The sequence below is a fragment of the Novosphingobium sp. KA1 genome, from assembly GCF_017309955.1.
GTDB lineage: Bacteria > Pseudomonadota > Alphaproteobacteria > Sphingomonadales > Sphingomonadaceae > Novosphingobium.
In genome coordinates this window covers 2133319-2158953 of record NZ_CP021247.1, presented here as the reverse complement: position 1 = coordinate 2158953, position 25635 = coordinate 2133319, and the positions used below count along the sequence as shown (strand labels likewise).

Sequence of the window (25635 nt, the reverse complement as noted above, 5' to 3'; positions counted from 1 at the left end):
CGGGATCCCCGCCTTCGCGGGGATGACGGGGTTTTGAGATTAAACTGATGAGCCAAACCGGCGCGGGCCGCAGCCGCATCCACGACCAAGCGGCGCAGCCATCACAAATTCCGACGCCACCATGCGCGCACTACGCAGTTGGCCCGAGTGACCTAGGTGTTTGGTCCCAACATGTGATGGTGTAAAAGTATCCCCATCACAGCGGAGGGATTTATGGGCCAGGTTCTCCATGGCAGCGCCAAGACCACGCACGCCATTCGAGCAGAGCTACAGCGATCGCAAGCTTCGGTCGCGCACCTCGCCAAGAAGTACGGGATCAACGAGAAAACGGTCCTGAAGTGGCGCAAGCGGCAATCGGTGGAAGACTTGCCGATGGGACCGAGGGAGCGGCGCAGCACTGTGCTCTCCCCAATGGAGGAAGCCGCGATCGTGGCGCTGCGGGTGCAGGCCCGGCTGCCACTCGACGATGTTTACATCGCGCTCAAGGACGTGATCCCGCATCTGAGCCGCTCGTCGTTGCATCGCTGCCTGCAACGGCATGGGATCAGCCAGTTGCCCAAAGCCGATCGCGAGAAGCCGCAGAAGTTCAAGAACTACGAGATCGGCTACTTCCACATCGATATCGCCGAACTGCGTTATGAGGATGGCAAGGCCTACCTCTATGTCGCCGTGGACCGCACATCCAAGCTGGTCTTCGCACGCATCTATCGCAGAGCGACGAAGCTGGTCGCAGCCGGCTTCCTGAAAGCATTGATCAGGACGGTGCCCTACAAGATTCACACCATCCTCACCGACAACGGCGTGCAGTTCGCCCAGTTCGAGCGTGGCACCGGCCTGTCCTTCCCGCACATCTTCGGCCGCGTCTGTCAGGAAAACGGTATCGAGCACCGGCTAACCAAGCCCTATCATCCCTGGACCAACGGGCAGGCCGAACGCATGGTGCGAACCATCAAGGAGGCGACCGTCAAATCCTTCCATTACGCCTCGATCAACGAACTGCGACGGCACGTCCGTGACTGGCTGACCGCCTACAACTTCGCCAAGCAGCTCAAGGCGCTCAAGTTCCGAACGCCTTACGAAGCTGTCGAGGAACTCTGGAAATCAAAGCCTCACATCTTTATCGTCAAACCTAACCATCACATGTTGGGACTAAACACCTAGGTCGTAAACTCATAAACGGCACCATCGAGGTTTGAGGCAAAATGGCTCAGCGGCAGGAGGGAAGGCGCTGGAATATGTCGATATTTCAAGACTTCCCGACGCAGCGCTGGGCCATTTTGGTCAAACCCCGAAGGGGCGCCCAAATGGCTTCCATCTCGAACCGAAGCTGCCTTGGACGGGCAACCAGCCCGCCCGGCGGCAACTTCGGCCCGATCTGTTCGCCATTTGGGCGCCTCGATGGTGCTGTTTATGAGTTTACGACCTAGACGGTAATGGGGGTGCAGGGGGGCTATGCTCCCCTGCCTTACCCTTACTTCTTCTCTTCAGACTTAGGCGGATTGGGATAAGCCACGATCAGCGACAGCGGCGCATCCCCCTTCTGCCAGATACCGACGACCGCGCCGTTGTAGAGGTAGGCCGTCATCCCCGGCTTCAGCATGGCCCGCTTGCCGTCCGACACCACCTCCCCCTCGCCCGAGAGCACGTAGTAGACCTCGTCGTGCGCGATGGGATGCTCACCGATCGCCGCGCCCTTGTGGAGGACGCGGCGGCGGAATTCCATCGCGCGCGGGGCCGGCGCAGAGTCGGAGATGCGGTAGGCCGTGCTCATGCCGATCTCGCCGTGCGGAGGAGCCTCCTCGCGCACGGTATCCTTCTCGTCGATCACGGCCATGGGCGGCGCGGACGCGGCCATGAGCAGCAGCGCCGCGATCACTGCGTACCGCCCTGGCGCATCGCCTTGTCGCGTTCGGAGAGCTTCTCCTGCGCCCCGGCATGCTGGCCCGGATAGACCCCCGACTTCGGCGTCATCGTCACGAGGTTCCAGTCCTTGTCGACAAAGGCCGCGCGGGTTTCCGCCGGGTGGGGGTAGCCGCCGACCAGCTTCTCGTCGTCGATGATCTCGCCGCGTCCTTCGGCCACGAAGAACAGCACGCGGATATCGTCGGGCGCACGGTCCCACGGACGGGCGCCGACGGTGGAGAGCAGGTCGGTTTCCAGCGTGGCAGCAGGCGTGATCCGGTAGCCCTCAAGGCTGGCGAGCGGCTGCGGCGCCTCGATCACCTTGGCCCTGGTCACCCCGTAGCGGCCCAGCATCGGCACCGGATTGCCCCAGCGGTCGACGTTGATGTTGTCCTTCGAGAACCAGGCCAGGTCGCCGTCGCCGCCCAGCGTCAGGAACGGCAGGCCCGGCGCGGTGGAATTGCCCGCGCGCATGACATTGCCGACGGCGGTGATCTCGCCGGTGACGTAAGGGTGCCCCGCCCATTCGAGGTTCATCAGGTTGTAGTGCACCGCGCGGTGGCCGGGATCGTAGATCATGTTGTTGATCATCAGCACCTGGGCCCCGCCCTTCACCAGCGGCGAGCGCTCCATGTTGTGCGCCCAGACATTGCGGTAGAAGACGATGCCGGTGGTGTTGTCGTGGACCAGCGAGCCCTTGGAATGCTCGCCCTTGGGGTGGCTGGCATTGGCCAGCCCTTCGGCGGCGAGGTTCTCGCGGAACAGCACGTCATGGCTGGTATTGGCGCGCCATTCCTTGACGTCCTTGCCGGCAAAGCGCGGGCCGGAGGCCGACATGTTCTCGTCGATCGCCCAGAGGAACGAGCAATGCTCGATCACCACGTTGTGCGCGGCGACGGTGGAGAAGGCATCGGCCTCCCAGTTGGAGAGATGCGGCTGGCCGTCGGCGCCGGTCATCACCCGCAAGTGGCTGATCTTGACGTCGTGCCCCTTGAGATCGATGCCGCCGCGCACGATGGTGATGCCCGGCGAGGGCGCGGTCTGCCCGGCGATGGTGAGGTAGGGCTCGTCGATCTCGAGGACCGAACGGCCAAGGTCGATCACCCCGCCCACCTCGAACACGACCGTCCGCTTGCCCTTGGCATCGATCGCCGCCTTGAGCGATCCGGGGCCGTCCTTGGCAAGCGTGGTGACGCGGATGATTCGCCCGCCGTCGCCGCCGGTGGTCGGATCCTTGGCCTGCGCGAAAGCCGAGTGGGGGGCGGCCAAAGCCAGCATGGAGGCGAGGAACAAGCGGCTGAACGCCGTCGATTTCTTCACTGTGCATCTCCCGTTTGCACTGGTTCTTGACAGGGTGGGGTCCCTGCGCTCATAACTCATGACACCGGTTACCAAGACCGGCAAGAAAGAACTGGGTGAAGCCCGCAGATTGTCCATAAGGACAAATGCCGGCTCGCCGAAAGGCACCGAACGGTGCATGAGAGTGCGCCGCAAGGCGCAGGGAGCAGAATGCCGGACGAAAGGGTGCGCGGTCTTGCCGCACTTCCCTATGACACCGGTATCATAGACAGGCCACAAAGGCCGCGAGGGGGAGTGACCATGCCGTCGCATGTTTCGAGGATTTCGCTGTTCAAGATCGCACTGGTGGCCGGCAGCGCACTGGCCCTGCCGCAGGCCGCATTCGCGCAGGATGGCGCGCAGGCTGGCACGCAAGCTGGCGCTGAGCCGCAGGCAGCCATAGGCGCCGAATCGGGCACCACCACCGAGGACATCATCGTCACCGGCTTCCGCAAGTCGCTGGAAGCCGCACTCAGCGTGAAGCGCGATTCGGTTTCCGCCGTCGATGCCGTCGTGGCCGAGGACATGGCCAAGTTCCCCGACCAGAACCTGGCCGAATCGCTCCAGCGCATCCCCGGCATCTCGATCCAGCGTGACGGCGGCGAAGGCCGCGCGATCACCGTGCGCGGCCTCGGCGCCCAGTTCACCCGCGTGCGTGTGAACGGCCTCGAAACCATCGCCACCAGCTCGGACGGCGCCTCGGCCAACCGCGACCGCGCCTTCGACTTCAACGTCTTCGCCTCCGAACTGTTCTCCAGCCTGGTCGTCCACAAGACCGCCGAAGCCAGCCTCGACGAAGGCTCGCTGGGCGCGGTGGTCGATCTCAACACCGGCAACCCGCTTTCGGGCAAGACGGGCATTTCCGCCGTGCTCAACGTGCAGGGTTCGTACAACGACCTGTCGAAGAACGTCGGCCCGCGCATTGCCGGCCTGCTGGCGTGGAAGAACGATGCGGGCACGCTCGGCATCGCGCTGTCGGGCGCCTATTCGCACACCGATACGCTGGAGACCGGCAACAACACGGTGCGCTGGTCGCAGGCCTACTTCAACTCGGTGGACGGCACGCCCTGCTTCTACTCCAACGTCGGCGCGACCGGCGGCAGCCCGGTCAATTCCGGCGGCGGCTACCGTCCCTCCGCGGCCTGCGATGCAGCCTCGCTCTCGTTCCACCCGCGCATCCCGCGCTATGGCAAGGTCGAGCATGACCGCGAGCGCCTCGGCCTGACCGGCTCGATCCAGTTCGAACCGACCGACCGCACCAAGATCTCGGTCGACGGCCTCTTTTCCTCGTTCAAGGAAAAGCGCGCGGAACAATGGCTGGAAGTGCTGGCCCGCTCCAACGAGCGCCGCTTCAACGTGGTGGACCCGGTCTACGACGACAACGGCAACATGGTCAGCGCCACGTTCAACAACGCCTACGTCCGCACCGAAAGCTACCTGCGCAAGTCGAAGACCGAGTTCTACCAGATCGGCGCGACCTGGGACCAGGACGTTTCGGACAGCTTCCGCTTCACCGTGCTGGGCGGCATGTCGCAGTCCAACGCGGACATCCCGGTCGAGACCACGATCGCCTACGACAACAAGACCGCCAACGGCTTCAGCTACGACTATTCGGACATGAAGTCGCCGGTGCTGAGCTACGGCCTCGACGTGACCGATCCGGCCAACTTCCAGCTGGCCGAAATCCGCGACCGTCCCTCCTACGTGAAGAACCGCTTCAAGACCGCGCAGCTGCGTACCGAGTGGGACATCGCCGAGGGCGCCACCTTCAAGGTCGGCGCGGTCTGGCGGCGCTACAACTTCCGCACCCAGCTGTTCCAGCGTGACACCGCCGCCTGCGGCGCCAACGGCACCCTGGACCTGATCCTCGGCCAGGTCACCTGCTCGACCTCGGTCTACGGGTTGCCGGTCAGTTCCGGGATCTCGCAGATCGTCAACCTCGGCGACGCCGGTCAATCGAGCGGCACCACCGACCAGTGGCTGGTGGCCGACATCGCCAAGGCGGCCGCCTATACCAACCTCTACGACCGCACCGCGAAGGAGGACCTTGGCAACAACCGCCGCGTTCAGGAAACCACCTCGGGCGGCTACTTCCAGTTCGACTTCAAGGGCGACCTGTTCGGCCTCGAATATGCAGGCAACGCGGGCGTTCGTTATGCCCATACCGCGCAGAAGTCGACCGGCTACACCGCCGGGCTCGCCGGCACCGTCTCGCGCACGTATGACGACTGGCTGCCGGCGATGAACCTCGCGTTCTACCCCGCCCACGACGTGATCGTGCGCGGCGCGATCGCCAAGGTCATCACCCGTCCCTCGCTCGGCAACCTCAATCCGGGCGGTTCGGTCGACGGCTTCAACTACCGCGTGACCTTCGGCAACCCGTTCCTCGATCCCTACCGCGCGACCAACTTCGACGCCTCGGTCGAATGGTACTTCGCCCCCGGCGCGCTGTTCTCGGTCGCCGGCTTCATCAAGAAGATCGAGAGCTTCCCGGTTGCCGGCACCTATGTCGCCACCCTGCCGCAGCTCGGCCTCGGCCGCGATGTGCTGGGCCAGAGCACGCCGGCCTACATCAACTACGACCCCAATCAGGAATACATCGTCTCCTCGCAGGTCAACGGCACCGGGGCGACACTGAAGGGCGTGGAAGTGGCGCTGCAACTGCCCTTCACCTTCCTGCCGGGCATTCTCAGCCACACCGGCTTCCAGGGCAACGCCACCTTCATCAAGAGCAACGCCGACTACACGATCACCGGGCCCGCCACTTCGGCCTGTACCCGCAATGCGACGACCGGCGCCTGCGCCCTCACCGGCGTCTCGGCGGTCTATACCCAGACCCTGCTCGGCGTGTCGAAGAAAGCCGCCAACGCCACGCTCTACTATGACGACGGCACGTTCAGCATCCGTGGCTCGGTCAGCTATCGCGGTCCCTTCGTGGACGGCACCAGCGCCACCGGCAACGTCTTTGAAGGGTACGGCTCCTACACCAGCGTCGACGCGGCGATCCGCTACAAGGCGACCGAGTGGCTGGAACTGTCGATCGACGGCAACAACCTGACCGACACCTACCGCTACCGCTTCACCGACGTGACGGCCGAGCGCAACTACGAGAACAACCACTTCGGGCGCACCATCCTGTTCGGCGCGCGGGTCAAGTACTGATCCCTGCCACCGGCCCGATGGCTCTGAATACCTGACTTAAAATTGGAGAGTGCCGTCATGACCTTCGACCGTCGATCGTTCATGGCGGCCTCTCTCGTTTCCGGCCTGGTCGCCGGAGACGCTATGGCGCAGACCGCGCCGCCGGTGGCCACGGGCAAGCCCCGCGCCCCCGGCCTGCCCCAACCTGCCGAGACCATCGACCTCTGGCCCAGGGGCGCGCCGGGCCTGCCCACAAAAGCGCTCACCGAAACGGTCGACGAACGCTCTTCCGACGAACTCGTCACCGACCGCGCCGTCTACGGCATCACCCGCCCGCGCATGGCGGTGTTCCGGCCCGACCGGCCCAATGGCGCGGCGGTGCTGCTGACGCCCGGCGGCGGCTACAAGTGGGTGGTGGTCGACAAGGAAGGCTACGAAATGGCGCGCTGGCTGACCGCGCGCGGCTTCACCGCCTTCGTGCTGTTCTACCGCCTGCCCGGCGAAGGCTGGGCCAGCGGACCCGACACCCCGCTGATCGATGCCCAGCGCGCCATGCGGCTGATCCGCCACCGCGCGCGCGACTTCGCGATCGATCCCGAGCGTGTTGCCGCCATGGGCTTTTCCGCCGGCGGCCATGTCTGCGCCAGCCTCGCCGCCCGCTTCGCCGCTGCGGTCTATGCGCCGGTGGACGCGGCGGACCGGCTTTCCGCCAAGCCCTTCTGCGCCGCGCCGATCTATCCGGTGGTCTCGATGGATCCCGCCATCGCCCATGCCGGATCGCGCGACCTGCTGCTTGGCCCCGCCCCCACGCCTGCGCTGGAAGCGACTTATTCGCCCGACCGCACCGTGCCCGCCGACGCCCCGCCGCACTGGCTGCTCCATGCCGAGGATGACGACGCCGTGCCGGCGGAAAACACCGTGCGCCTGCGCGCCGCATTGAAGGCGCGCGGCATTCCGGTGGAGGCGCATTTCTTCGAACACGGCGGCCACGGTTTTGGCCTGCGCAAGGCCATCGGCAAGCCGGTGGAGGCATGGCCCGAACTCTGGCGCGCCTGGGCGCGGACCAAGGGCCTGGGATAGAGAACCGACAGAATGAGCATGGACAGACGTGAAGCACTAAGGGCCGCCCTGATCGGCGGCGCCGGTCTTGCAGCAGGCGGGCTTCGGGGGGAAGCCGCTGCCGCAAGGGAGCCCGGGGCGGGCAACTCTCCTCCTCCGCCCGCCCCGGCTCCCGTCCATTGGCGGCGCGGGTTCGACAACCAGCGCATTGCCGATCTCGGCGCTACGGCCACTGGGGGCATCATGCTCAACCCGGTGCTTTCCGGGGACCGGCCCGACCCGGCGATCCTCAAGGACGGCGAGGACTATTACCTCACCTTTTCCAGCTTCGATTCCTATCCCGGCCTCACCATCTGGCACAGCCGCGACCTAGTGAACTGGCAGCCGCGGAAGCCCGCGCTCACCCGCAATATCGGCTCGGTCTGGGCGGTGAGCCTCGAAAAACACAAGGGCCGCTATTTCCTCTACATCCCGGTCAAGGCGGAGCCCAACGAGATCTACGTGATCTGGGCCGATCACATCGACGGCCCGTGGAGCGACCCGAAACCGCTGGGCCTGCACGAGCATATCGACCCCTGCCACGCGGTGGGCGAGGACGGTTCGCGCTGGCTGTTCCTTTCCGGCGGAGACCGCGTAAGGCTCACCGAGGACGGGCTCTCGCTGGCGGGCAAGGTCGAGCATGTCTACGATCCCTGGCACTATCCCGAGGATTGGGATGTCGAGGGTTTCTCGCCCGAGGGCCCCAAGATCCACCGCCACGGCAACTGGTTCTACATGCTTACCGCCGTGGGCGGCACCGCCGGCCCGCCGACCGGCCACATGGTGATCGCCGCCCGCGCGCGGTCGATCCACGGGCCGTGGGAACAGCATCCCGGCAATCCGCTGGTCCGCACCGAAAACCAGTCCGAAGCCTGGTGGTCGCGCGGCCATGCCTCGCTGGTCGAAGGGCCGGACAAGCGCTGGTACACGCTCTACCACGGGTTCGAGAACGGCTTCTGGACACTTGGCCGCCAGTGCCTGCTCGATACCATCGAATGGACCGGTGACGGCTGGTTCCGCATGACCGGCGGCGATCTTTCGCAGCCGCTGCCGGTGCCGAAAGTGGCCAGGCCCCTGCCGCATGGCATGGCGCTGTCGGACGATTTTTCGAAACCGCTGGCGATGGGCGCCAAGTGGTCGTTCTTCCGCCCCGCGCCCGACGAGGCCAGCCGCGTGCGGGTTGAGAACGGCGCGCTGCATCTCAAGGGCAAGGGCCTCGCCCCGTCGAGCGGATCGCCGCTGCTGCTGGTCGCGGGCGACACCAGCTACCGGTTCGAATGCGACATCGAGATTCCGCCCGGCGGCACCGCCGGCCTCGTGCTGTTCTATGACGACAAGCTCTACGCCGGGCTGGGCTTCGACCAGACCCGCTTCGTCACCCACCAGTACGGCATGGAACGCGGCCGCCCCGCCAACCCGCTCGGCCGCCGCATGAAGATGCGCGTGACCAACCGCCGCCACATCGTTTCCTACCATACCTCCGGCGATGGCGGGAAAACGTGGAAGCGATTTGATCGCGGCATGGAGGTCTCCGGCTACCACCACAATGTCCGTGGGGGGTTCCTCATGCTGCGTCCCGGCCTATATGCTGCCGGTGAAGGCGAAGCCATTTTCCGCGATTTCCGTTTCACCGCTCTGGAAGACTGATGCCCATTCGCCCCCTTGAACTTCACCCCGACCGCCTGCTCCCGGCCGATCCCGCCACCCGCAAGCTGGCGCGCGAGCTCTACCGCCACATGGCAGGCCTGCCGATCGTCAGCCCGCACGGCCACACCGATCCGCGCTGGTTCGCCGGCAACGAGACCTTCGGCAACGCCACCGAGCTGCTGCTGGTGCCGGACCACTACGTGTTCCGCATGCTCTATTCGCAAGGGATCGCGATGGAGGACCTCGGCGTGCGCAACCGCGACGCCGATCCCCGCGCGGCGTGGCGACTGCTTGCGGAAAACTACTTCCTGTTCCGCGGCACCCCGTCGCGTATGTGGCTGGACTGGGTCTTTGCCGAGGCCTTCGGCATCAGCGTGCAATTGAACGCCGAAACCAGCGACCTCTATTTCGACACCATCACCGAAAAGCTGGCGACGGACGATTTCCGCCCGCGCGCGCTGTTCGACCGCTATGGCATCGAGGCGATCGCGACGACCGAAAGCCCGCTCGACACGCTGGAACACCACGCCGCGATCCGCGCCGAAAACGCCCGCCCCGGCGGCTGGCAGGGCAAGGTCATCACCGCCTATCGCCCCGATCCGGTCATCGACCCGGAATTCGAGGGCTTCCGCGACAACCTTGCGAAGTTCTCCGGGATCACCGGAGAGGATTGCCTCACCTGGCAAGGCTACCTTGCCGCGCACCGCCAGCGCCGCCGCTTCTTCGCGCAAATGGGCGCAACCTCCACCGACCACGGTCACCCGACGCCGAGGACGGCCGACCTCTCGCCCGCCGAGGCGGAAGCGCTGTTCGACAAGGTCAGCAAGGGCAGCTTCACACCCGAGGACGCCGAACTGTTCCGCGCGCAGATGCTCACCGAAATGGCCGGCATGAGCCTGGAGGACGGGCTGGTCATGCAGATCCACCCCGGCGCCTTCCGCAACCACAATGCCCGCGTGTTCGAGCGCTTCGGCCGCGACAAGGGCGCGGACATTCCCTCGCGCACCGAATATGTCGCCAATCTCAAGCCCTTGCTGGACAAGTACGGCAACGAGCCCGGCCTCTCGGTGATCCTCTTCACCCTGGATGAGAGCACGTATGCCCGCGAACTGGCGCCGCTGGCCGGGCACTACCCCTGCCTGAAGCTGGGCCCGGCATGGTGGTTCCATGACAGCCCCGAAGGCATGCGCCGTTTCCGCCGTGCGGCCACGGAAACCGCCGGTTTCTACAATACCGTGGGCTTCAACGACGATACCCGCGCGTTCCTGTCGATCCCCGCCCGCCACGATGTCGCGCGCAGGATCGATTGCGGGTTCCTTGCCGAACTCGTAATGGAGCATCGTATCGAGGATTGGGAAGCCGCCGAACTGGCGCGTGACCTGACCTACAATCTCGTCAAGAAGGCCTATCGTCTGTGAGACTCTCCAGCGAAACGCTGTCCCGTCTGCCCGAATCCGTCGCCCGCCCGGGCTATGACCGCAGCGCGCAGGCGGCGGGCATCGTCCACTTCGGCATCGGCGCGTTCCACCGCGCGCATCAGGCCTGGTATACCGACCGGGCGATGGCCAGGGGCGACCGGGACTGGGGCATCATCGGCGTTTCGCTGCGTTCGGCCAATGTCGCGCGCCAGCTCAATCCGCAGGACGGGCTCTACACGCTCACCGAATGCTCGGCCGAGCGCAACCGCATGCGCGTGATCGGATCGGTCCAGCGGGTGATCGTCGCCAGCGAGGATCCGGAAGCGGTGATCGCGGCCATCGCCGCGCCGGAAACCCGGATCGTGACCTTCACCGTCACCGAAAAGGGCTATTGCCGCGCGGCCGACGGATCGCTCGACCCGTTCCTGGCGCATCACGGCAGCATCTACGCCTTCCTCGAACAGGGTCTGCGCCGCCGCCGCGAACAGGGCCTGCCCGGCCTGACGCTGCTTTCCTGCGACAATCTTGCCCTCAACGGCCGCCAGCTTGAGCGGCTGATGGGCGAATACCTCGCGCTCAAGGATGCCGATCTCGGCGCCTGGGTGGCGGCGGAATGCACGTTCCCCTGCGCGATGATCGACCGCATCGTGCCCGCCACCACCGCCGCCGACCGCAAGATGGTGGCGACGCTCGCCCGGCTGGACGACGACGGCGCGGTGATGACCGAACCGTTCAGCCAGTGGGTGATCGAGGACAAGTTCGCCGGCCCTCGCCCGCAGTGGGAGAATGTCGGCGCCGAACTGGTCGGCGATGTCGCGCCTTACGAGGCGGCGAAGCTGCGCATGCTCAACGGCGCGCATTCGGCGCTGGCCTATCTCGGCCTCGAACACGGGCATGCCTTTGTCCATCAGGCAGTCGGCGATCCGGCGATCCGCCCGCTGATCGAGCGGCTGATGCACGAGGAAGCCCAGCCGACCATCCAGGCCGCGCCGGGGCAGGACCTTCAGGCCTATGCCGACGCGCTGCTGGCCCGCTTCGCCAATCCCGCGCTGCAGCACCGGCTGATCCAGATCGCAATGGACGGCAGCCAGAAGATCCCCCAACGCTGGCTGGAAACGCTCGCCGCCAATCAGGAAAAGGGCCTGCAGTGCCCGGCAATCCTCACCGCGCTGGCGGCATGGCTGCGCCACGTGCGCGGCGACAATGCCGCCAAGTGGGGGCCGGTCGACGATCCGATGGCCGCGCGCCTTGCCGACATCTGGCGCGATGAGGGCGTGGACGGCACCCCGCGGGCGCTGTTCGGCGCGCAAGGGCTGTTCGCCAAGACCTGGCAGGCGAGCGAGGCCGACTTTGCCGCGCTGGCCCAGCGACTGGCCCGCGCGACCGCCTGACCCGAGGCTCCGGATGGTCGTGCGCCGCCGCGTCAAACTGTTCTTCGACGGCGGTTGCCGCCCCAATCCCGGCCGCATCGAGGTGGCCGTGGTGGTGCGCGGCACCGTCCATTTCGAGGACGATCTTGGCCATGGCACCAACCGCGATGCCGAATGGCTGGCGCTGATCCGCGCCCTGGAACTGGCACAGGCGCAGGGCCTGACCGGGGCCGAATTCATCGGCGATGCCCGGGAGATCACCGGGCAGGCCAGTCAGGCCCTTGCCCGTCCGGATGAAGCCGCGGATCGTCTCGAGGACGGCGGCCATCTCTCCCGCGTCATCGCGCTTGCCCGCGACGTGCGCCCCGCGCGGATCCGCTGGATCAAGCGCGAACAGAACCTCGCCGGAATCGCGCTGGCAGCGCGACATCCCCGCTAAACCTGCTGGCGGCGCGACATCCGCGCTAAACCTGCTGGCGGCGCGACATCCGCGCTAAACCCGCTGGCAGAGCGGTATCGCCGTTAAACCGCGCTGGCGGCGCGGTTTCCCAAACCCGCTTGCTTCACGCCGTGCCCGTGAGCCTGCCGCCCGCGGCTTCGTCCAGCGTATAGTCCGGCAACCCTTCCAGCGCCTGGCGCAGCGCCTCGCCCCAACTGGTCGAGATCGACTGGAAATAAGGATCGCTGGCCTCGATCCGGCGTTCGTGCAGCGGGGTGAAGCCATCGGTTTCCAGCACCAGCAGGTCGAGCGGCATGCCGACCGAGAGATTGGCCTTGAGTGTCGAATCGAACGAGACGCACATCAGCTTCACCGCCGCCTCGAAACTCATGTCGCGCTCATAGCCGCGAATCAGGATCGGGCGCCCGTACTTGGTCTCGCCGATCTGGAAGAACGGCGTATCGAAGCTGGCCTCGATAAAGTTGCCTTCGGGGTAGATCAGGAACAGGCGCGGCTCCATGCCCTTGATCTGGCCCGCCACGATCATCGTCGCACTGAAGGTGCCCGCCGCCGCGGTCTGGCCATTGTCGGCCGCGCGTTCCTCGATCACGTCCTGGAGCAGGTTGCCGACGATCGTGGCGACCTGGAACATGGTCGGCGCTTCAAGCAGCGAATTGTGCCGCTCCGCCGGGGCCTTGTTGCGTTCCTCAAGCTGGCTGATCACCGCCTGGGTGGTGGCGAGATTGCCCGCCGTCATCACCGCGATCACCCGCTCTCCGGGAACCTGCCAATGGTACATCTTCCGGAAGGTCGAGATATTGTCGACCCCGGAATTGGTGCGGGTGTCGCTCATCAGCACGAGCCCGCGGTCCAGCATCATGCCCACGCAATAGGTCATGGAATTCTAAGCCCCGATCATTTCGCTTCCCCGCCTGTCCTGCGCGGGGATCCCGGCTTCAGCCGCTTTGCTGCTGCTGTCCGCCATGGGAGGACTGCTGCTGTTGCTGCTGGCCTAGCATCTTCTCGCCCACCGACAAACGCACTTCGAGACGGCTATCCCCGCCTCCCGTCGCAATCCCGGTTACCGGAGCCGCCTCACTATAATCGCAACCGGTGGCCACGCGAATATACCGTTCATCGGGGCACATGGCATTGGACACGTCGAATCCGACCCAGCCCAGCCCCGCAATATGCGCCTCGGCCCAGCCGTGCCCGGCGTCCTGCTCCACCCGGTCGTTCATCTTGAGATAGCCGCCGACGTACCGCATCGGAATCTCGAGCAGCCGCCCCGCCGCGATGAGGACATGGGCATGGTCCTGGCATACCCCCCGGCCTGCCGCCAGCGCCTCTTCCGCCGTGGTCTTGGTATCGGTGGAACCGCGCACGTATTCGACCCGCTCGGCCACCTTGGCGGAGAGCGCGTGGAGGAATTCCAGCGGATCGCGCGGGTCCGCGTCCACCGCCTCGACCAGCGCCCGCACCCGCGCCCCGGCCCGGGTCAGCGGGGTCGGCCGCAGGAACATCCAGAGCGGCATCAGCCCGCTGTGCTGGCCGGTAATGCCGTTGTTGTCGACCGTGCGCACGGTGCCCCGGCAGGTCACGACAACCTCCTGCGCCCCCGGTTCGATCGCGATCAGCGTGGTGTGACTGTCATGATGGTCGTCGTAGTCGCTCTCGGCCGTGGCGCCGGTCAGCTCCATCGCCCAGTCGACCACTTCCTGCCCATGCGTGGTCTTGGGCCGCAGTTTCAGCCGCTGAAGACCGTGCATGACCGGACTGTCGAAGGTGTAGCGGGTGGTGTGGGTCACGGTCAGCAGCATGGGATCTGTCCCTTCTACTCGATGAAGCGGTAATCGGCGGCGATGGCGTTGCCGAGCTGGCTGGTGCGGCCGATGAAGTCCTGGAGGAATTCATGGAGGCCGGTCTCGAAGATGCCCTCGATCGTGGTGCGCTGGAGCATCTCGCCGGTGTCGCGCATGATCGCGTGCGCGGACGTCTCCTCGCCGTACTCCTTGGCCAGCCCGCCGAGATTGCTGCGCAGCTTCTCGTAGCAGAACACAAGGCTGCGCGGGAACTGGCCGTCGAGGATGAGGAAACGGGCGATCCCGCGCGGGTCCATCGCCCCGGCGTTGAGCCAGGAATAGGCACGGTTGCCCGCCACCGAGCGCAGCAGCGTATCCCACTGCACGTTGTCGAGGCTGGACCCCACCCAGGCCACCGAGGGGAGCAGCACGTAATACTTCACGTCGAGGATACGCGCGGTACTGTCGGCCCGCTCGATGAAGGTGCCGATGCGCGCGAAGTTGAACACCTCGTTGCGCAGCATCGTGCCTTCGAGCGCGCCGCGCACCAGCGTGCCCTGCCGGCGGATCGCGGTGAGCACTTCGCCAAGGTTGGCCTCGCGCACCGGCCGCGCGAGCAGCTCGGAAAGGTTCATCCAGCCTTCGTTGGTGGCCTCCCACACCGAATTGGTGAGGCTGGTGCGGACCATGCGGGCATTGGTGCGCGCATTCTCCATCATGCGCAGCACCGAGGCCGGGTTGTCCTTCTCGCGCAGCAGGTAATTGAACACCTGCGGCCCGCCGAAGTCCGAATGGCGCGCGGCATAGTCGTCCACCTGCCCGGTGGTGGTGAGGACCGATTTCCACTCCTCGTCCTGCGCATGCTTGTCGCTGCGGGTCAGCGCGAGGTGGAACCCCACGTCGATCAGCCGCGCGGTATTCTCCGCCCGTTCAAGGTAGCGGCTCATCCAGTAAACGCCGTTGGCAGCACGTCCGAGCATTATTCGTCCAGTACCCAGGTATCCTTGGTGCCGCCGCCCTGCGACGAATTGACCACCAGCGAGCCCTTCTTGAGCGCCACGCGGGTGAGCCCGCCCGGCGTGATGTCGATCCCGTCGGGCGAGACCAGGACATAGGGCCGCAGGTCCACATGGCGCGGCGAGAGCCCCGCCTTGGTGAAGATCGGCACGGTGGAAAGCGACAGCGTGGGCTGCGCGATGTAGTTGTGCGGCTTGGCCCGCAGCTTGGCCTCGAAGGCGGCCAGTTCCTTCTTCGAGGAGGTCGGCCCGATCAGCATGCCGTAGCCGCCCGAACCGTGGACTTCCTTGACGACAAGGTCCGACAGGTTGTCGAGCACATAGGCCAGGGCATCGGGTTCCGAACAGCGCCAGGTCGGCACATTGGGCAGGATCGGCTTCTCGCCGGTATAGAACTCGACGATCTCGGGCATGTAGCTGTAGATCGCCTTGTCGTCAGCGATGCCGGTGCCCGGGGCATTGGCGATGGTGATGCCGCCCGACCGGTAGACATCCATGATCCCGGCAACGCCCAGCACCGAATCGGGCTGGAAGCTCAGCGGATCGAGATAATCGTCGTCCACCCGGCGGTAGATCACGTCGATCGCCTTGTAGCCGGTGGTCGTGCGCATGGCGACGCGCCCGTCCACCACCCGCAGGTCGCTGCCCTCCACCAGTTCGGCGCCCATCTGGTCGGCCAGGAAGGCGTGTTCGAAATAGGCCGAATTGTAGATGCCCGGCGTCAGCACCGCCACCGTCGGCCGCCCCGATCCCTTGAAGGCCGGCGGCGCGCAGGCGCGCAAGCTGCGGGCAAGGCGGCGCGGATAGTCGGAAACGGGGCGTACCGGAACCTTGGTGAACAGTTCCGGGAACATCGCCATCATCGTCTCGCGGTTCTCCAGCATGTAGGAGACCCCCGAAGGCGTGCGGGCATTGTCCTCCAGCACCATGAATTCATCGGGACCGGTGCGCACGAGGTCGATGCCGACGATGTGGGTATAGACGCCGCCGGGCGGGGTCATGCCGATCATCTGCGGCAGGTAGGCGACATTGTCGCGCAGGGCGCTGATCGGCAACCGGCCCGAACGGACGATTTCCTGGCGGTGATAGAGATCCTGCAGGAAGGCATTGAGCGCCCGCACCCGCTGCTCGATCCCGCGCGTCAGCTTGCGCCATTCGCGGGCGGTGATGATGCGGGGGATGAGGTCGAAGGGGATCAGCCGTTCTTCGGCCGCTTCGTCGCCATAGACATTGAAGGTGATACCGATGCGGCGAAAGAACCGCTCCGCCTCGGCCTGCTGGCGATTGAACCAGGTCTTGTCCTGCGATTCATACCACTGGCTGAGATCGGCATAGGCGGGTCTGACAGACCCGTCCGTTTCAAGCATTTCGTCGAAGTTGGTTTTGCCCGCAGCCGACATTGTGACTCCCTGTTGACCATGTGATGCAACAAGGATTCGCACTTGCCAAGCGGTTACGCTGCAACTGCGAAAGAAAAATATTTACCCTGCCGGGCACTACGGAGAACTATTCAAACGATATCATTCCACCGCAAGCAACTTCACCCAAGCAAGCCGCGCCCGGTCAGGTCGGCCCGCAGGGCTTCGGCGTCGCGGAAATGGTGGACCTGCCAGCCGAGCGTCGCGGCACCGGCGATATTGTCGGGATTGTCGTCGATGAACAGCATCGATTCGGGCGCATGGCCAAAACGGCGGGCGGCGAGCTCGTAGATCTCGCGGTGCGGCTTCACGAGCTTCTCGTCGCCCGAGACGACAACATCGCCGAACAGGTCGAACAGCGGCTCGCTGGCCCGGAATTCGCGCCAGAAAGTGCTGGCGAAATTGGTGATGGCATAGAGCGGCACGGCGCGCGCGGCGAGTTCGCGCACGATCTCGTGGCTGCCGGGAACATGGCCCGGGATCGTCTCGAGGAAACGCGTGGCATAAGCGTCGATCAGGTCGTCGTGACCGGGAAACTCGGCCTTGCGCGCGGCGACCATCTCTTCGAGATCGCGCCCGGCATCATGCTCGAAATGCCACTCCTCGGTGACCACGTGCGTGCAGAACCAGTCGAGCTTCCCGGGATCGTCGATCAGCCGCGCGAACAGGCCGCGCATGTCCCACTGGACCAGCACGCGCCCGACATCAAAAACGACGGCCTGGACGGGATCGGCATTCTGCATTTCACGCGTGCTCCGGACATGACAAGACCCCCGCCTGGGGCGGGGGTCCAATGTCGTCGCGATGACGGCTTGCCCGACGCCCCGCCAAGGCGGGGACGGGCAAGACGAATCAGCCCTGGCGAGCCTTGAAGCGACGGTTGGTCTTGTTGATCACGTAAGTGCGGCCGCGACGACGGATCACGCGGTTGTCCCGGTGGCGACCCTTGAGCGACTTCAGGCTGTTCACAATCTTCATGGTTCGTCTCGTCTTGGTGGTTCGGCGGTTGTTCCAACAGCAACTGGGCCGCCGCCAGAAATTTGAAGTGGCGCCGTTAGTGGCAGTGGCTTGCAAAGTCAAGCGCGAGAGCCCATGCCTTGTGCTCGAACGCGCCCTGATCTTGCCCGGTTTTTCGTACTCTGTCTGTAGAATCGCCCCGTTCATCATGGGGCAATCGCCAGGCTCCGATAAACCATCGCAGGGTGCGACCCAACCGATTCTTTCGGACACAAGAACACCGATGAACACGCTCAAAGCCGCGATTCTCGCCACTGGCCTCGCCTCCGGCCTTGCCCTCACGCTTGTCGCTTCCGCCGTTCAGGCCCAGCCCGGCTGGGGCTCGCGCTGGGGCGGTGGCTACGGTTCGGGCTGGGGCGGCGGCTGGAACGACCCGCTGATGGGCGGCCCGGCCTCCTCGCCCTATCGCAGCAGCAAGGACCCGCGCGAGGGCCGAGTCGAAGTGAGCCGATTCGCGGCCCAGGGGCCCGAAGTCGCCGAACTGGGCCACGGCACCGTGACCGTCACGTCCGAATCGGGCGACGGCGCGTGGATCTCCGGCCCTGAACGCGCCCGCTACGAGGCCGCGATCATCGACGCGCTCGTCGGCGCCGGCTACGACACCCAGAGCAAGCCCGACAAGGGCGGGCAGGACGTCGAGCTCAAAGTCTCCCGCCAGGTCCTCTCCCCGGCCGAGGAAAAGCGCAGCCCCGTCAGCGGCTCCGCCGCCATGGGCGTGAGCAACCACGGCTCGGCCTATGGCCTGGCCGTGAACGTCGACCTCACCAAGCCGCGCAGCGCCCTCGTCAGCACCCGGCTCGACACCCGCATCGTCGACAAGGCGAGCGGCAAGGTGCTGTGGGAAGGCTATGCCACCATCGCCACCCGCGAAGGCGACAACGACTGGCCGGACGACCGCATCGCCGGCAAGCTGGCCACCGCGCTCTTCGACGGCTTCCCCAAGGCCGACCCGATCGGCGCATGATCGGCGCATGATCGGCGCATGATTCGGTGGACCATGGCTCCGCAGTATAAATAGGGTTATCGTCCAGGCACTTGCCCAGCGGAGAGCGTTTCATGACCACGGCCACCCATCCTTCGGCCTCCCTTTCCCGTCGGCGCCGTCTCGCCGCCCCGTTGCTGACGCCGCTGCTGGCGCTTGCCATGCTGGGCGGCTGCGTCGCGCCGGTGGGGCCGGTGGAAGTCACCCGCTTCAGCCTGCCCGACGGCCCCGCGCTCGGCCAGGGCGTGATCCGCATCGAAGCCGGGCCCGGTCAGGACGAGAGCAGTCTCGAATTCCGCGCCTATGCGGCGGCGGTGGGGCAGGAACTGGCGAGGATCGGCTACCGCCAGCCCCTGCCCGGCGAACAGGTTGCCAACGCGCAAGTCGCCGTGGTCACGATCGAGCGGCGCACCCTCAAGCCGGCATCGCAGCGCGGGCCGGTCTCGGTCGGGGTCGGCGGCAATGCCGGCAACTACGGCTCGGGCGTCGGGCTGGGGATCGGCATCGACCTTTCCGGCAAGCCCGCCGACCAGGTCGACACCCGCATGCAGGTGATGATTCGCGACCGAACCGGCGGGCGCACCTTGTGGGAAGGCCGCGCCAGCTTCACCGTCAGCGCCAAGTCGCCGATGGCGCAGACCTCGCTTGGTTCGGCAAAAATGGCCGAAGCGCTGTTCAAGGGCTTTCCGGGCAAGTCGGGCGAAACTATCCTGGTCAAATGACCACCCTCCACATCTCCTCCGCTTTCGATTCCGGCAACATCGAAGTCCTCTCCACCGACGGCGCCACCGCCCGCCTCGCGATCCGGCACGACAAGGATTCCGAGTTCTTCCAGTGGTTCCACTTCCGCGTCAGCGGCACGGACATCGCCGGAGAGGAACTTGTCCTCAAGATCACCGGGCTCAACGGCTCGGCCTATCCGGGCGGCTGGCCGAACTACAACGCCCGCGTCTCGGAAGACCGCCAGTACTGGGCGCTCGCCGCCAGCACCTTCGACGCGGGTGAGGACAACGGCACCCTGACCATCCGCTACGTGCCGGAAACGGACCTTGCCTGGTTCGCCTATTTCGCGCCCTACTCGATGGAGCGCCACCATGACCTGATCGCCGACCTCGCCACCACCGAGGGCGTGACCTACCGCTGCCTCGGCCACACGCTCGACGGCCAGCCGCTTGACTGCGTCGAGATGGGCGAGGGCGAGAAGCAGGTCTGGCTCTACGCCCGCCAGCATCCGGGTGAATCGATGGCCGAATGGTGGATGGAAGGCGCGCTGGACGTACTGGCCGATCCCGCCGATTCGGTAGGCCGCGAACTGCGCAAGCGCTGCCGCTTCCACGTCGTGCCCAACATGAACCCGGACGGTTCGGCGCGCGGCCACTTGCGCACCAATGCGGTGGGCGTGAACCTCAACCGCGAATGGGACACGCCGACGGCGGACAAGTCACCCGAAGTGCTGGCCGTGCGCAATGCCATGGACGGCACCGGCGTCGACTTCGCCATGGACGTCCACGGCGACGAGGCGATCCCGGCCGTGTTCATGGCCGGCTTCCAGGGCATCCCCTCGATCAAGGCCGAGCAGCAGGCGGGTTACGACCGTTTCAGCGAGATCCTCGACCGCCGCACCCCCGATTTCCAGCGCAAGCTCGGCTATGCCGTCTCCGCGCCGGGCCGCGCCAACCTGACGATGTCGACCAACCATGTCGCCGAACGCTTCGGCGCGGTGTCGATGACGCTGGAAATGCCGTTCAAGGACCACGACGATGCCGCCGATCCGGCGCAGGCATGGAGCCCGGAACGCTCCGCCCAGCTCGGCCGTGACTGCATGGGCGCCCTGCTCGAATGGCTGGTCGAGCGCGAAGCCAGGTAAGTTCAAGCGTTCTGGCGGGGATGCACGGTCATCCCCGCCTTCAACCCGGCGGCAACCTTCAAATCCCCGCCCACTGGCGCAGGGCCTCGCGCACCGCGACATTCTCGTCGTGCGACCACTGCGGCGTCACCGCACCGGCGGGTTCCAGTTCCAGCACCGTCTGCAGCAGCATCCAGCCGGAAGCCCAGTCGCCGCGGATCTGGTCGCAGACCGGCGAGGCACCCCAGTCCCGCGCCAGGCGGATCACCGCGCGCTGCTGCGCCGCCGAGGCATCGAGATCGCTGACCACAAACGTCGGGAACGGCAGCGTCTGGCGCGGACAGGCACCGAAGCGCGAAAGCCGCGGATCGGCGCCCGGCAGGTCCATGTTCGGCGGATTGACGGCGATCGCGCCCAGCACCGGGTTCTCCGGCCCGACACTTTCGAACTGCACCCACCAGGCCAGTGCCAGCGCGGCAATATCGTCGGTGACGACCACCACCGGCCGGTCCGCGCGGCGGATCGCGAGGTTGAGCTTGTTCACCCAGGTATTGCGATGAGGCTCGTCCCACATGCCCAGTTCGAGCACGCGGCAATGTTCGCTCCACTGCACCCAGCGCTGCATCCAGTGCCCCTCCCGCAAGGGCGCGGCGGGGACGAGCAGGATCAGCGGAACATGGTCTCGGGCATGGGGATAACGATAGTGGGTCATGGGGCTGCTCCAACGAGGGTTGGGAAAAGCGCCGGTCGACTCTGTCTACGTCCCGACAGCCCCACCATAACTCAACCATATTGATTGACAATAACGCCGCGACCAGATGCGCCGCACGCCTGCCGAACCGAGATGCCGGTTCCCGCTCTCCCGCTCAGGGCAAGGTCAGGGTCAGGCGAACGGTTCCGATCAGCGCTGCGGGCGCACCGCGCAGTCCGCCAGGGTGGCACACCAGCTGCAGATCCGGCTGGACCGTGAGCCAATCGGCCAGACGATCGGAGTACGTCGCCTCCAGGGTATATTCGGACGATGCGGGAAATTGTCCCAGCGCACGCGCCTCCTGCCGGAAGGACCGGCCGGTACCCGCGTAATGCACGCCGAGCGAGGCCGAACTGCCCGGGCGCGCGGCGAGCACCGGCGCCCGGAACAGGCCCGCACTGGCGCTCCAGGCAAACGGCGTTGTCCCCCCTCGCGAAAATCCGGCCCGCACGAAGGCCTGGAACGCGCTTTCCCCGGCGCCCGGCAACTGGAATTCGCCCTGCACATAAGCGCCGCGGGCATGACGGCGCTGCGGGTCCGGGTCGGCGGGATCGCTGTAATAGGCCTCGCGCGCCCTGGTATAGGCCCAAAGGCCGAGGGAAAGGCGCGCATGCTGCCGCCCCAGCCCGCCCTCGCCGATCAGCAGCAGTCCGTCGTGGAAGCCGAAATCGACGCCGCCCGGATCGCCGAGGGTCGCGGCATGGGCGTTGAAGGCCGCCACCCGGACGTAGCTCTCCCCCTCCCCCAGCCGCAGGTTCGCCCGCACGGCCAGCGCGCTGGAGGGAAAGATCGACGGCCCGTTGCGACCGGTTGCCGCCAGTTCGGTGCCGATGCCGAACGGCGGCCCCAGCAGCAGCCCTGCCGATTCGAGCGCGTAGAACTCGCTGTTGAGATCATAGAGCCCCACCAGCAGAGCCCCTCGCGAACCGATGTCCTGCTCGGCCCAGGCTTCGAACAAGCGCACGCCCGCCTTGCCGACCTCGATGTTGTTCACCCCTTCCAGCGACCCGGCCGCCGTGTTGGGATGGGCACCATTGTTGACCAGCACGTAGCCATGCGCGCGGGCGCCATGCCAGCCGACCAGTGCATCGAGGTCGGCTTCGGCGACAAGGTCGAGATTGTCGAGATAGCGCAGCTTGCGGTCCGCCCCGCCGCGTATCGGCTGGGCAAGATCGGCGGTGTAGACCACCTCCGCCTGGACCGGCGCCTCGGCGCTCGCCGCCGGCGGCAGCACCAGTTCCAATGCCGATGCCAATGCCCATACCGATGCCATCCCGCAGGCTGACCTGCGCCGCCCCCGCGGCATGATCACGCCGCGCGCCAGGCGACGACTTCCTGGCCCGCTTGCCCGCCCCTCCCCTGCCCGATCGCCCGGACGCCGCCTTCCCGTGCCTGACCGCCGCCCCGCGCAAAAGTCAGCGCGGCCAGCTTGCGCGCGACATCCTCGGTGGCGACCACCACCTGCCGGGTGGCCGCGGTCACCTGCTCGGCCAGCGCGGCGTTGGAATGGGTGATCTGCTCGAGCGAGGTCGTCGACCCGTCGATCTGCTGGAGCATCGCGGACTGCTCGCCCGCACCGGCGCTCAGCTTGTCCATGAGTTCGGAGATCCCCCCCATACGGCCGATGATCGCCTCCAGCACCTGCCCTGCCTCGCGCACCAGCAATACCCCGTTTTCGACTTCGCCGGTGGATGCCGAAATCAGGTTCTTGATGTCGTTGGCGGCATCGGCCGAACGCTGCGCCAGCGCGCGCACTTCGGTGGCGACCACCGCAAAGCCCTTGCCCGCTTCCCCGGCCCTGGCGGCCTCGACGCCCGCATTGAGCGCCAGCAGGTTGGTCTGGAAGGAAATGCCGTCGATGACGGCGATGATCTGGCCGATCTCGCGCGAGGAGGATTCGATGCGGTCCATCGCCTCGATGGCGTCGCGGATCACCTGCCCCCCGCGCGAGACCTCGCCGCCGATCTCGTTCACCTCGCTTTGCGCCGAGGCGGCGGTGTGCGCGGCCTCGATGACCCGCCCGGTGACGCTGGAAATGGCCCCCGAGATCGACTGCACCGACATCGATTGCTGCTCGTTGCGGTTCGACAGATCGCCGACCGAAGCGGCGATCTCGCGGCTGGTGTTGAGCGTTTCGCCGTTGGCTTCGGTGACCTGGCTGAACACGCGGGAGAGGTCCTCCGCCGCCCGGTTGAAGTCGCTGCGCAGGCTGCCGAAGGCGCCGCCGAGATCCTGTTCGAGACGCTTGGTGAGATCGCCTTCCGCCAGCCGTGCCAGCGCATCGCCCAGGGTGGAGACGATCGCCTGTTCCTGCTCGGCGCGCTCGGCTTCGGCGCGCAGCAGACGGTCGCGCAAGTCTTCGGCCGAACGGGCAAGGATACCGATCTCGCTGCGGGCTTCGGTATAAGGCACCAGGACCGCGTAGTCGCCGCGGCTGAGCTGGGCGACGGCCTCGCCCACCGCGATCACCGGGACGATCGCGTCACCGCGGATCCGGCGCCAGACCGCATAGAGCACCGCCATGATGGAAACGAGGCAGACCAGCCCGACGATCTGGTTGAACAGGATCGCCGCCGCCGCCTGCTCGCGCGTGGCCTCGACATGGGCCTCGACCTGGTCGGACACTTTGGCAAGGCTGCCCTCGAGCGTCTCGAAAGTGCGGTGGAAGCGCTCGACATCGCCGTCGTTGACGGGTTCTCCGGCCTGGAGGCGCCGGGTTATCTCGGTGGCGGTCTCAAGGTAGACACGCACATCCTCGGTCACCGCCATGGCCGCCTCGTGCACGTCCGGCGCCCCTTCGAAGGCCTGGTCCCTGGCGATCAGCTTGCGGAACTCGGCCACGGTATCCAGCGTGTCCTGTCCGGCCCCCCGCCCATCCACGGCGCCGACACTGCGCGCGGCGAGCTGGGCCATGACGCCGCTGTTGATGGCATCATGGTCCATGTCCGCTTCCATGTGGTTGCGCAGCAGCCCGGTGGCTTTCTGGACTTCGTCCAGCGAAGCGTCGACGCGCGAGGCGCTGAACCAGCCGACCCCCGCCCAGATCACCGCCGCCGCGACCAATACGCCGAAACCGATGGCGCACCTGTGGAGAATGCTTGCGCTGCGATCGTCCACGGATTGGATACTCCCCTTGGCCCGCCGCGCCACGGCGCGCGGCAACGACCCCGTGCTCGCGGTAATGCACTTACGGGAGTAACCATCTCGATGAGAGCGAACTCGGGGAAATCAGCTAGGTCGTAAACTCATGAATGCCGCCGCCGACACCGGAATTACAGCAGGTTGGCAGGGCCGAATGCGTGCGGCAGCAACTGCGACAGCCGCATTTCCACCGGACCGTCCCGGCCATCGCACCAGACCAGCGGGTCGCTGCCGCCGATCTGCGCGATCTCGTTGAGCACCTGGCGGCACCGGCCGCAGGGGCTGACCACGTCGCCCTCGCCCGGCGCGCCGGGAGCGCCGCCGGTCACCGCAACGGCTTCCAGCCTGCCCTTGTCCCCCGCCCGGTCGCCCGAGGAGAGGATCCCCGCCACCGCCACCGTTTCCGCGCAGAGAGAGAGGCCGTAGCTGGCATTCTCGACATTGGCGCCGGTCACCACCGAGCCGTCGGCCATCAGCAGCGCGGCGCCGACGTGGAACTTCGAATAAGGCGCATAGGCGCGGGCAGCGGCCTCGCGCGCGGCGGCAAGCAGCGCATCGCGCTGGTCGGTCGTGAACGTCATGGTCATGGCTGCACCACTACCCAGCGCAGGCCCCCTTGCGCAATCTCGTTGGCGGCCGACTGGTTGGCCGTCCACATCGTCCAGGGCCGCCCGGCATAATCGGGCTCCATCCGGTCCCCCACCAGCCACAGCTTGCGGTCGAACTTGGCCGCCACCCGGTAGCGCGACTGGAAGGCCGGGCTGATCTTGAGGATCACCGCCTTGCCGGTATGGGTCTCGATCTGGTTGATGAAGGTCATCAGCTCGCTCTCGACCCTGGCCTCGGACACCGGCGAGGCACAGTTGTCGGCCAGCATGTCGAGATCGATGGCCGGCGGCAGCAGGCGCGAATCGCGCGGCACCGTGGTGACGAAATTGGCCGACTGCGCCTGCGCCGGCTGGCAGGGATCATAGCGATGGACCGCGCCCACCTGCACGCCCGCGCTGCGCGCTTCGGCAAAATTGCTGACGAAGCGGGGATCGCGCGCAAAGGCGCTGGCGCTGGCATCGACATAGGCAAAATCGACGCCGATGGCCTTGAGCGACTTCCAGTCGAACTGGCCGTCCGCCGCCCCCACTTCCACGCCCTGCACCGGAAACGCCTGGCGCGAGGGCTGCCAGTGGCGCACCGTCCACCAGCCCCAGCAGCCGGCAACGATGCCGATCAGCAGCAAGGCCGCCAGCCCTTGCCACAGCAAACGTTTGCGCAAAATCGCGCCCGGTCCAGTCCTTGCCATCGTGAAGCCCCC

At 66.3% G+C, this 25635-nt stretch carries 23 protein-coding genes; 10 read left to right on the top strand and 13 right to left on the bottom strand.

Annotated features, from left to right (window positions below):
- Positions 1-213 precede the first annotated feature (213 nt).
- Positions 214-1161, top strand: a complete 948-nt coding sequence (locus tag CA833_RS10475) for an IS481 family transposase (protein WP_142632503.1) — start codon at positions 214-216, stop codon at positions 1159-1161.
- Positions 1162-1471: 310 nt separating this feature from the next.
- On the opposite strand, the gene CA833_RS10470 is transcribed toward CA833_RS10475, so the two are convergent.
- Positions 1472-1876, bottom strand: coding sequence for a cupin domain-containing protein (locus CA833_RS10470; protein ID WP_207077985.1), 405 nt, complete (start codon positions 1874-1876; stop codon positions 1472-1474).
- On the bottom strand, positions 1873-3180 hold the full coding sequence (locus tag CA833_RS10465) for a polysaccharide lyase family 1 protein (protein WP_207080048.1): 1308 nt from the start codon (positions 3178-3180) through the stop codon (positions 1873-1875). Before CA833_RS10465 ends, CA833_RS10470 begins: the two co-directional genes overlap by 4 nt.
- Before the next feature lie 321 nt (positions 3181-3501).
- Between CA833_RS10465 and CA833_RS10460 the strand changes: the two genes are divergently transcribed.
- From CA833_RS10460 to CA833_RS10435, 6 genes are read left to right on the top strand one after another with little or no spacing between them, the layout of a single operon-like run.
- A complete protein-coding gene (locus CA833_RS10460) occupies positions 3502-6402 on the top strand; it encodes a TonB-dependent receptor (protein ID WP_207077984.1) in 2901 nt (966 codons plus the stop codon).
- A 57-nt stretch (positions 6403-6459) separates the two neighbouring features.
- Positions 6460-7461: an alpha/beta hydrolase gene (locus tag CA833_RS10455; RefSeq protein WP_207077983.1), complete on the top strand. Its 1002-nt coding sequence runs from the start codon at positions 6460-6462 to the stop codon at positions 7459-7461.
- 12 nt (positions 7462-7473) lie between these two features.
- Positions 7474-9126: a family 43 glycosylhydrolase gene (locus CA833_RS10450; protein ID WP_207077982.1), complete on the top strand. Its 1653-nt coding sequence runs from the start codon at positions 7474-7476 to the stop codon at positions 9124-9126.
- Positions 9126-10544, top strand: coding sequence for a glucuronate isomerase (gene uxaC / locus CA833_RS10445; RefSeq protein WP_207077981.1), 1419 nt, complete (start codon positions 9126-9128; stop codon positions 10542-10544). Before CA833_RS10450 ends, uxaC begins: the two co-directional genes overlap by 1 nt.
- The gene (locus tag CA833_RS10440) at positions 10541-11935 is read left to right on the top strand and encodes a mannitol dehydrogenase family protein (protein ID WP_207077980.1); all 1395 of its coding nucleotides are present in this window, start codon (positions 10541-10543) and stop codon (positions 11933-11935) included. The genes uxaC and CA833_RS10440 overlap by 4 nt, the downstream gene beginning before the upstream one ends.
- Before the next feature lie 13 nt (positions 11936-11948).
- Positions 11949-12353 carry a reverse transcriptase-like protein gene (locus tag CA833_RS10435; RefSeq protein ID WP_185928608.1) on the top strand — a complete coding sequence of 135 codons (405 nt, stop codon included), beginning with the start codon at positions 11949-11951 and terminating at the stop codon, positions 12351-12353.
- A gap of 124 nt (positions 12354-12477) precedes the next feature.
- Here the strand turns inward: CA833_RS10435 and CA833_RS10430 are convergent, their stop codons facing one another.
- The 6 genes from CA833_RS10430 to ykgO form a co-directional block, all read right to left on the bottom strand.
- On the bottom strand, positions 12478-13251 hold the full coding sequence (locus tag CA833_RS10430; RefSeq protein WP_207077979.1) for a proteasome-type protease: 774 nt from the start codon (positions 13249-13251) through the stop codon (positions 12478-12480).
- Between the two features lie 58 nt (positions 13252-13309).
- Positions 13310-14173 (bottom strand): transglutaminase family protein, encoded by an 864-nt coding sequence (locus CA833_RS10425; protein ID WP_142635549.1) that lies wholly within the window; start codon positions 14171-14173, stop codon positions 13310-13312.
- A gap of 14 nt (positions 14174-14187) precedes the next feature.
- A complete protein-coding gene (locus tag CA833_RS10420) occupies positions 14188-15135 on the bottom strand; it encodes an alpha-E domain-containing protein (RefSeq protein ID WP_142635551.1) in 948 nt (315 codons plus the stop codon).
- Positions 15135-16571: a circularly permuted type 2 ATP-grasp protein gene (locus CA833_RS10415; protein ID WP_142635553.1), complete on the bottom strand. Its 1437-nt coding sequence runs from the start codon at positions 16569-16571 to the stop codon at positions 15135-15137. Before CA833_RS10415 ends, CA833_RS10420 begins: the two co-directional genes overlap by 1 nt.
- 140 nt (positions 16572-16711) lie before the next feature.
- On the bottom strand, positions 16712-17332 hold the full coding sequence (locus tag CA833_RS10410) for an HAD family phosphatase (protein WP_207077978.1): 621 nt from the start codon (positions 17330-17332) through the stop codon (positions 16712-16714).
- A 109-nt stretch (positions 17333-17441) separates the two neighbouring features.
- Positions 17442-17567, bottom strand: a complete 126-nt coding sequence (gene ykgO, locus CA833_RS10405; RefSeq protein WP_029724010.1) for a type B 50S ribosomal protein L36 — start codon at positions 17565-17567, stop codon at positions 17442-17444.
- Positions 17568-17829: 262 nt separating this feature from the next.
- On the opposite strand from ykgO, the gene CA833_RS10400 reads away from it, so the two are divergent.
- From CA833_RS10400 to CA833_RS10390, 3 genes are all read left to right on the top strand, one after another.
- The gene (locus CA833_RS10400) at positions 17830-18570 is read left to right on the top strand and encodes a DUF4136 domain-containing protein (RefSeq protein ID WP_207077977.1); all 741 of its coding nucleotides are present in this window, start codon (positions 17830-17832) and stop codon (positions 18568-18570) included.
- Between the two features lie 92 nt (positions 18571-18662).
- Complete coding sequence (locus tag CA833_RS10395) at positions 18663-19310, top strand: DUF4136 domain-containing protein (protein WP_207077976.1); 648 nt, start codon at positions 18663-18665, stop codon at positions 19308-19310.
- The gene (locus CA833_RS10390) at positions 19307-20455 is read left to right on the top strand and encodes a M14-type cytosolic carboxypeptidase (protein ID WP_207077975.1); all 1149 of its coding nucleotides are present in this window, start codon (positions 19307-19309) and stop codon (positions 20453-20455) included. The genes CA833_RS10395 and CA833_RS10390 overlap by 4 nt, the downstream gene beginning before the upstream one ends.
- 58 nt (positions 20456-20513) lie before the next feature.
- Here CA833_RS10390 and CA833_RS10385 read toward each other — a convergent pair whose 3' ends face one another.
- From CA833_RS10385 to CA833_RS10365, 5 genes are all read right to left on the bottom strand, one after another.
- Positions 20514-21146: an alpha/beta hydrolase gene (locus CA833_RS10385; RefSeq protein WP_207077974.1), complete on the bottom strand. Its 633-nt coding sequence runs from the start codon at positions 21144-21146 to the stop codon at positions 20514-20516.
- A 154-nt stretch (positions 21147-21300) separates the two neighbouring features.
- Complete coding sequence (locus CA833_RS10380; protein WP_207077973.1) at positions 21301-22440, bottom strand: carbohydrate porin; 1140 nt, start codon at positions 22438-22440, stop codon at positions 21301-21303.
- 53 nt (positions 22441-22493) lie between these two features.
- On the bottom strand, positions 22494-24302 hold the full coding sequence (locus CA833_RS10375) for a methyl-accepting chemotaxis protein (protein ID WP_142635567.1): 1809 nt from the start codon (positions 24300-24302) through the stop codon (positions 22494-22496).
- Between the two features lie 155 nt (positions 24303-24457).
- Complete coding sequence (locus tag CA833_RS10370; protein WP_242526033.1) at positions 24458-24913, bottom strand: cytidine deaminase; 456 nt, start codon at positions 24911-24913, stop codon at positions 24458-24460.
- A complete protein-coding gene (locus CA833_RS10365) occupies positions 24910-25623 on the bottom strand; it encodes a glycoside hydrolase family 25 protein (RefSeq protein WP_142635569.1) in 714 nt (237 codons plus the stop codon). Before CA833_RS10365 ends, CA833_RS10370 begins: the two co-directional genes overlap by 4 nt.
- Positions 25624-25635 lie beyond the last annotated feature (12 nt).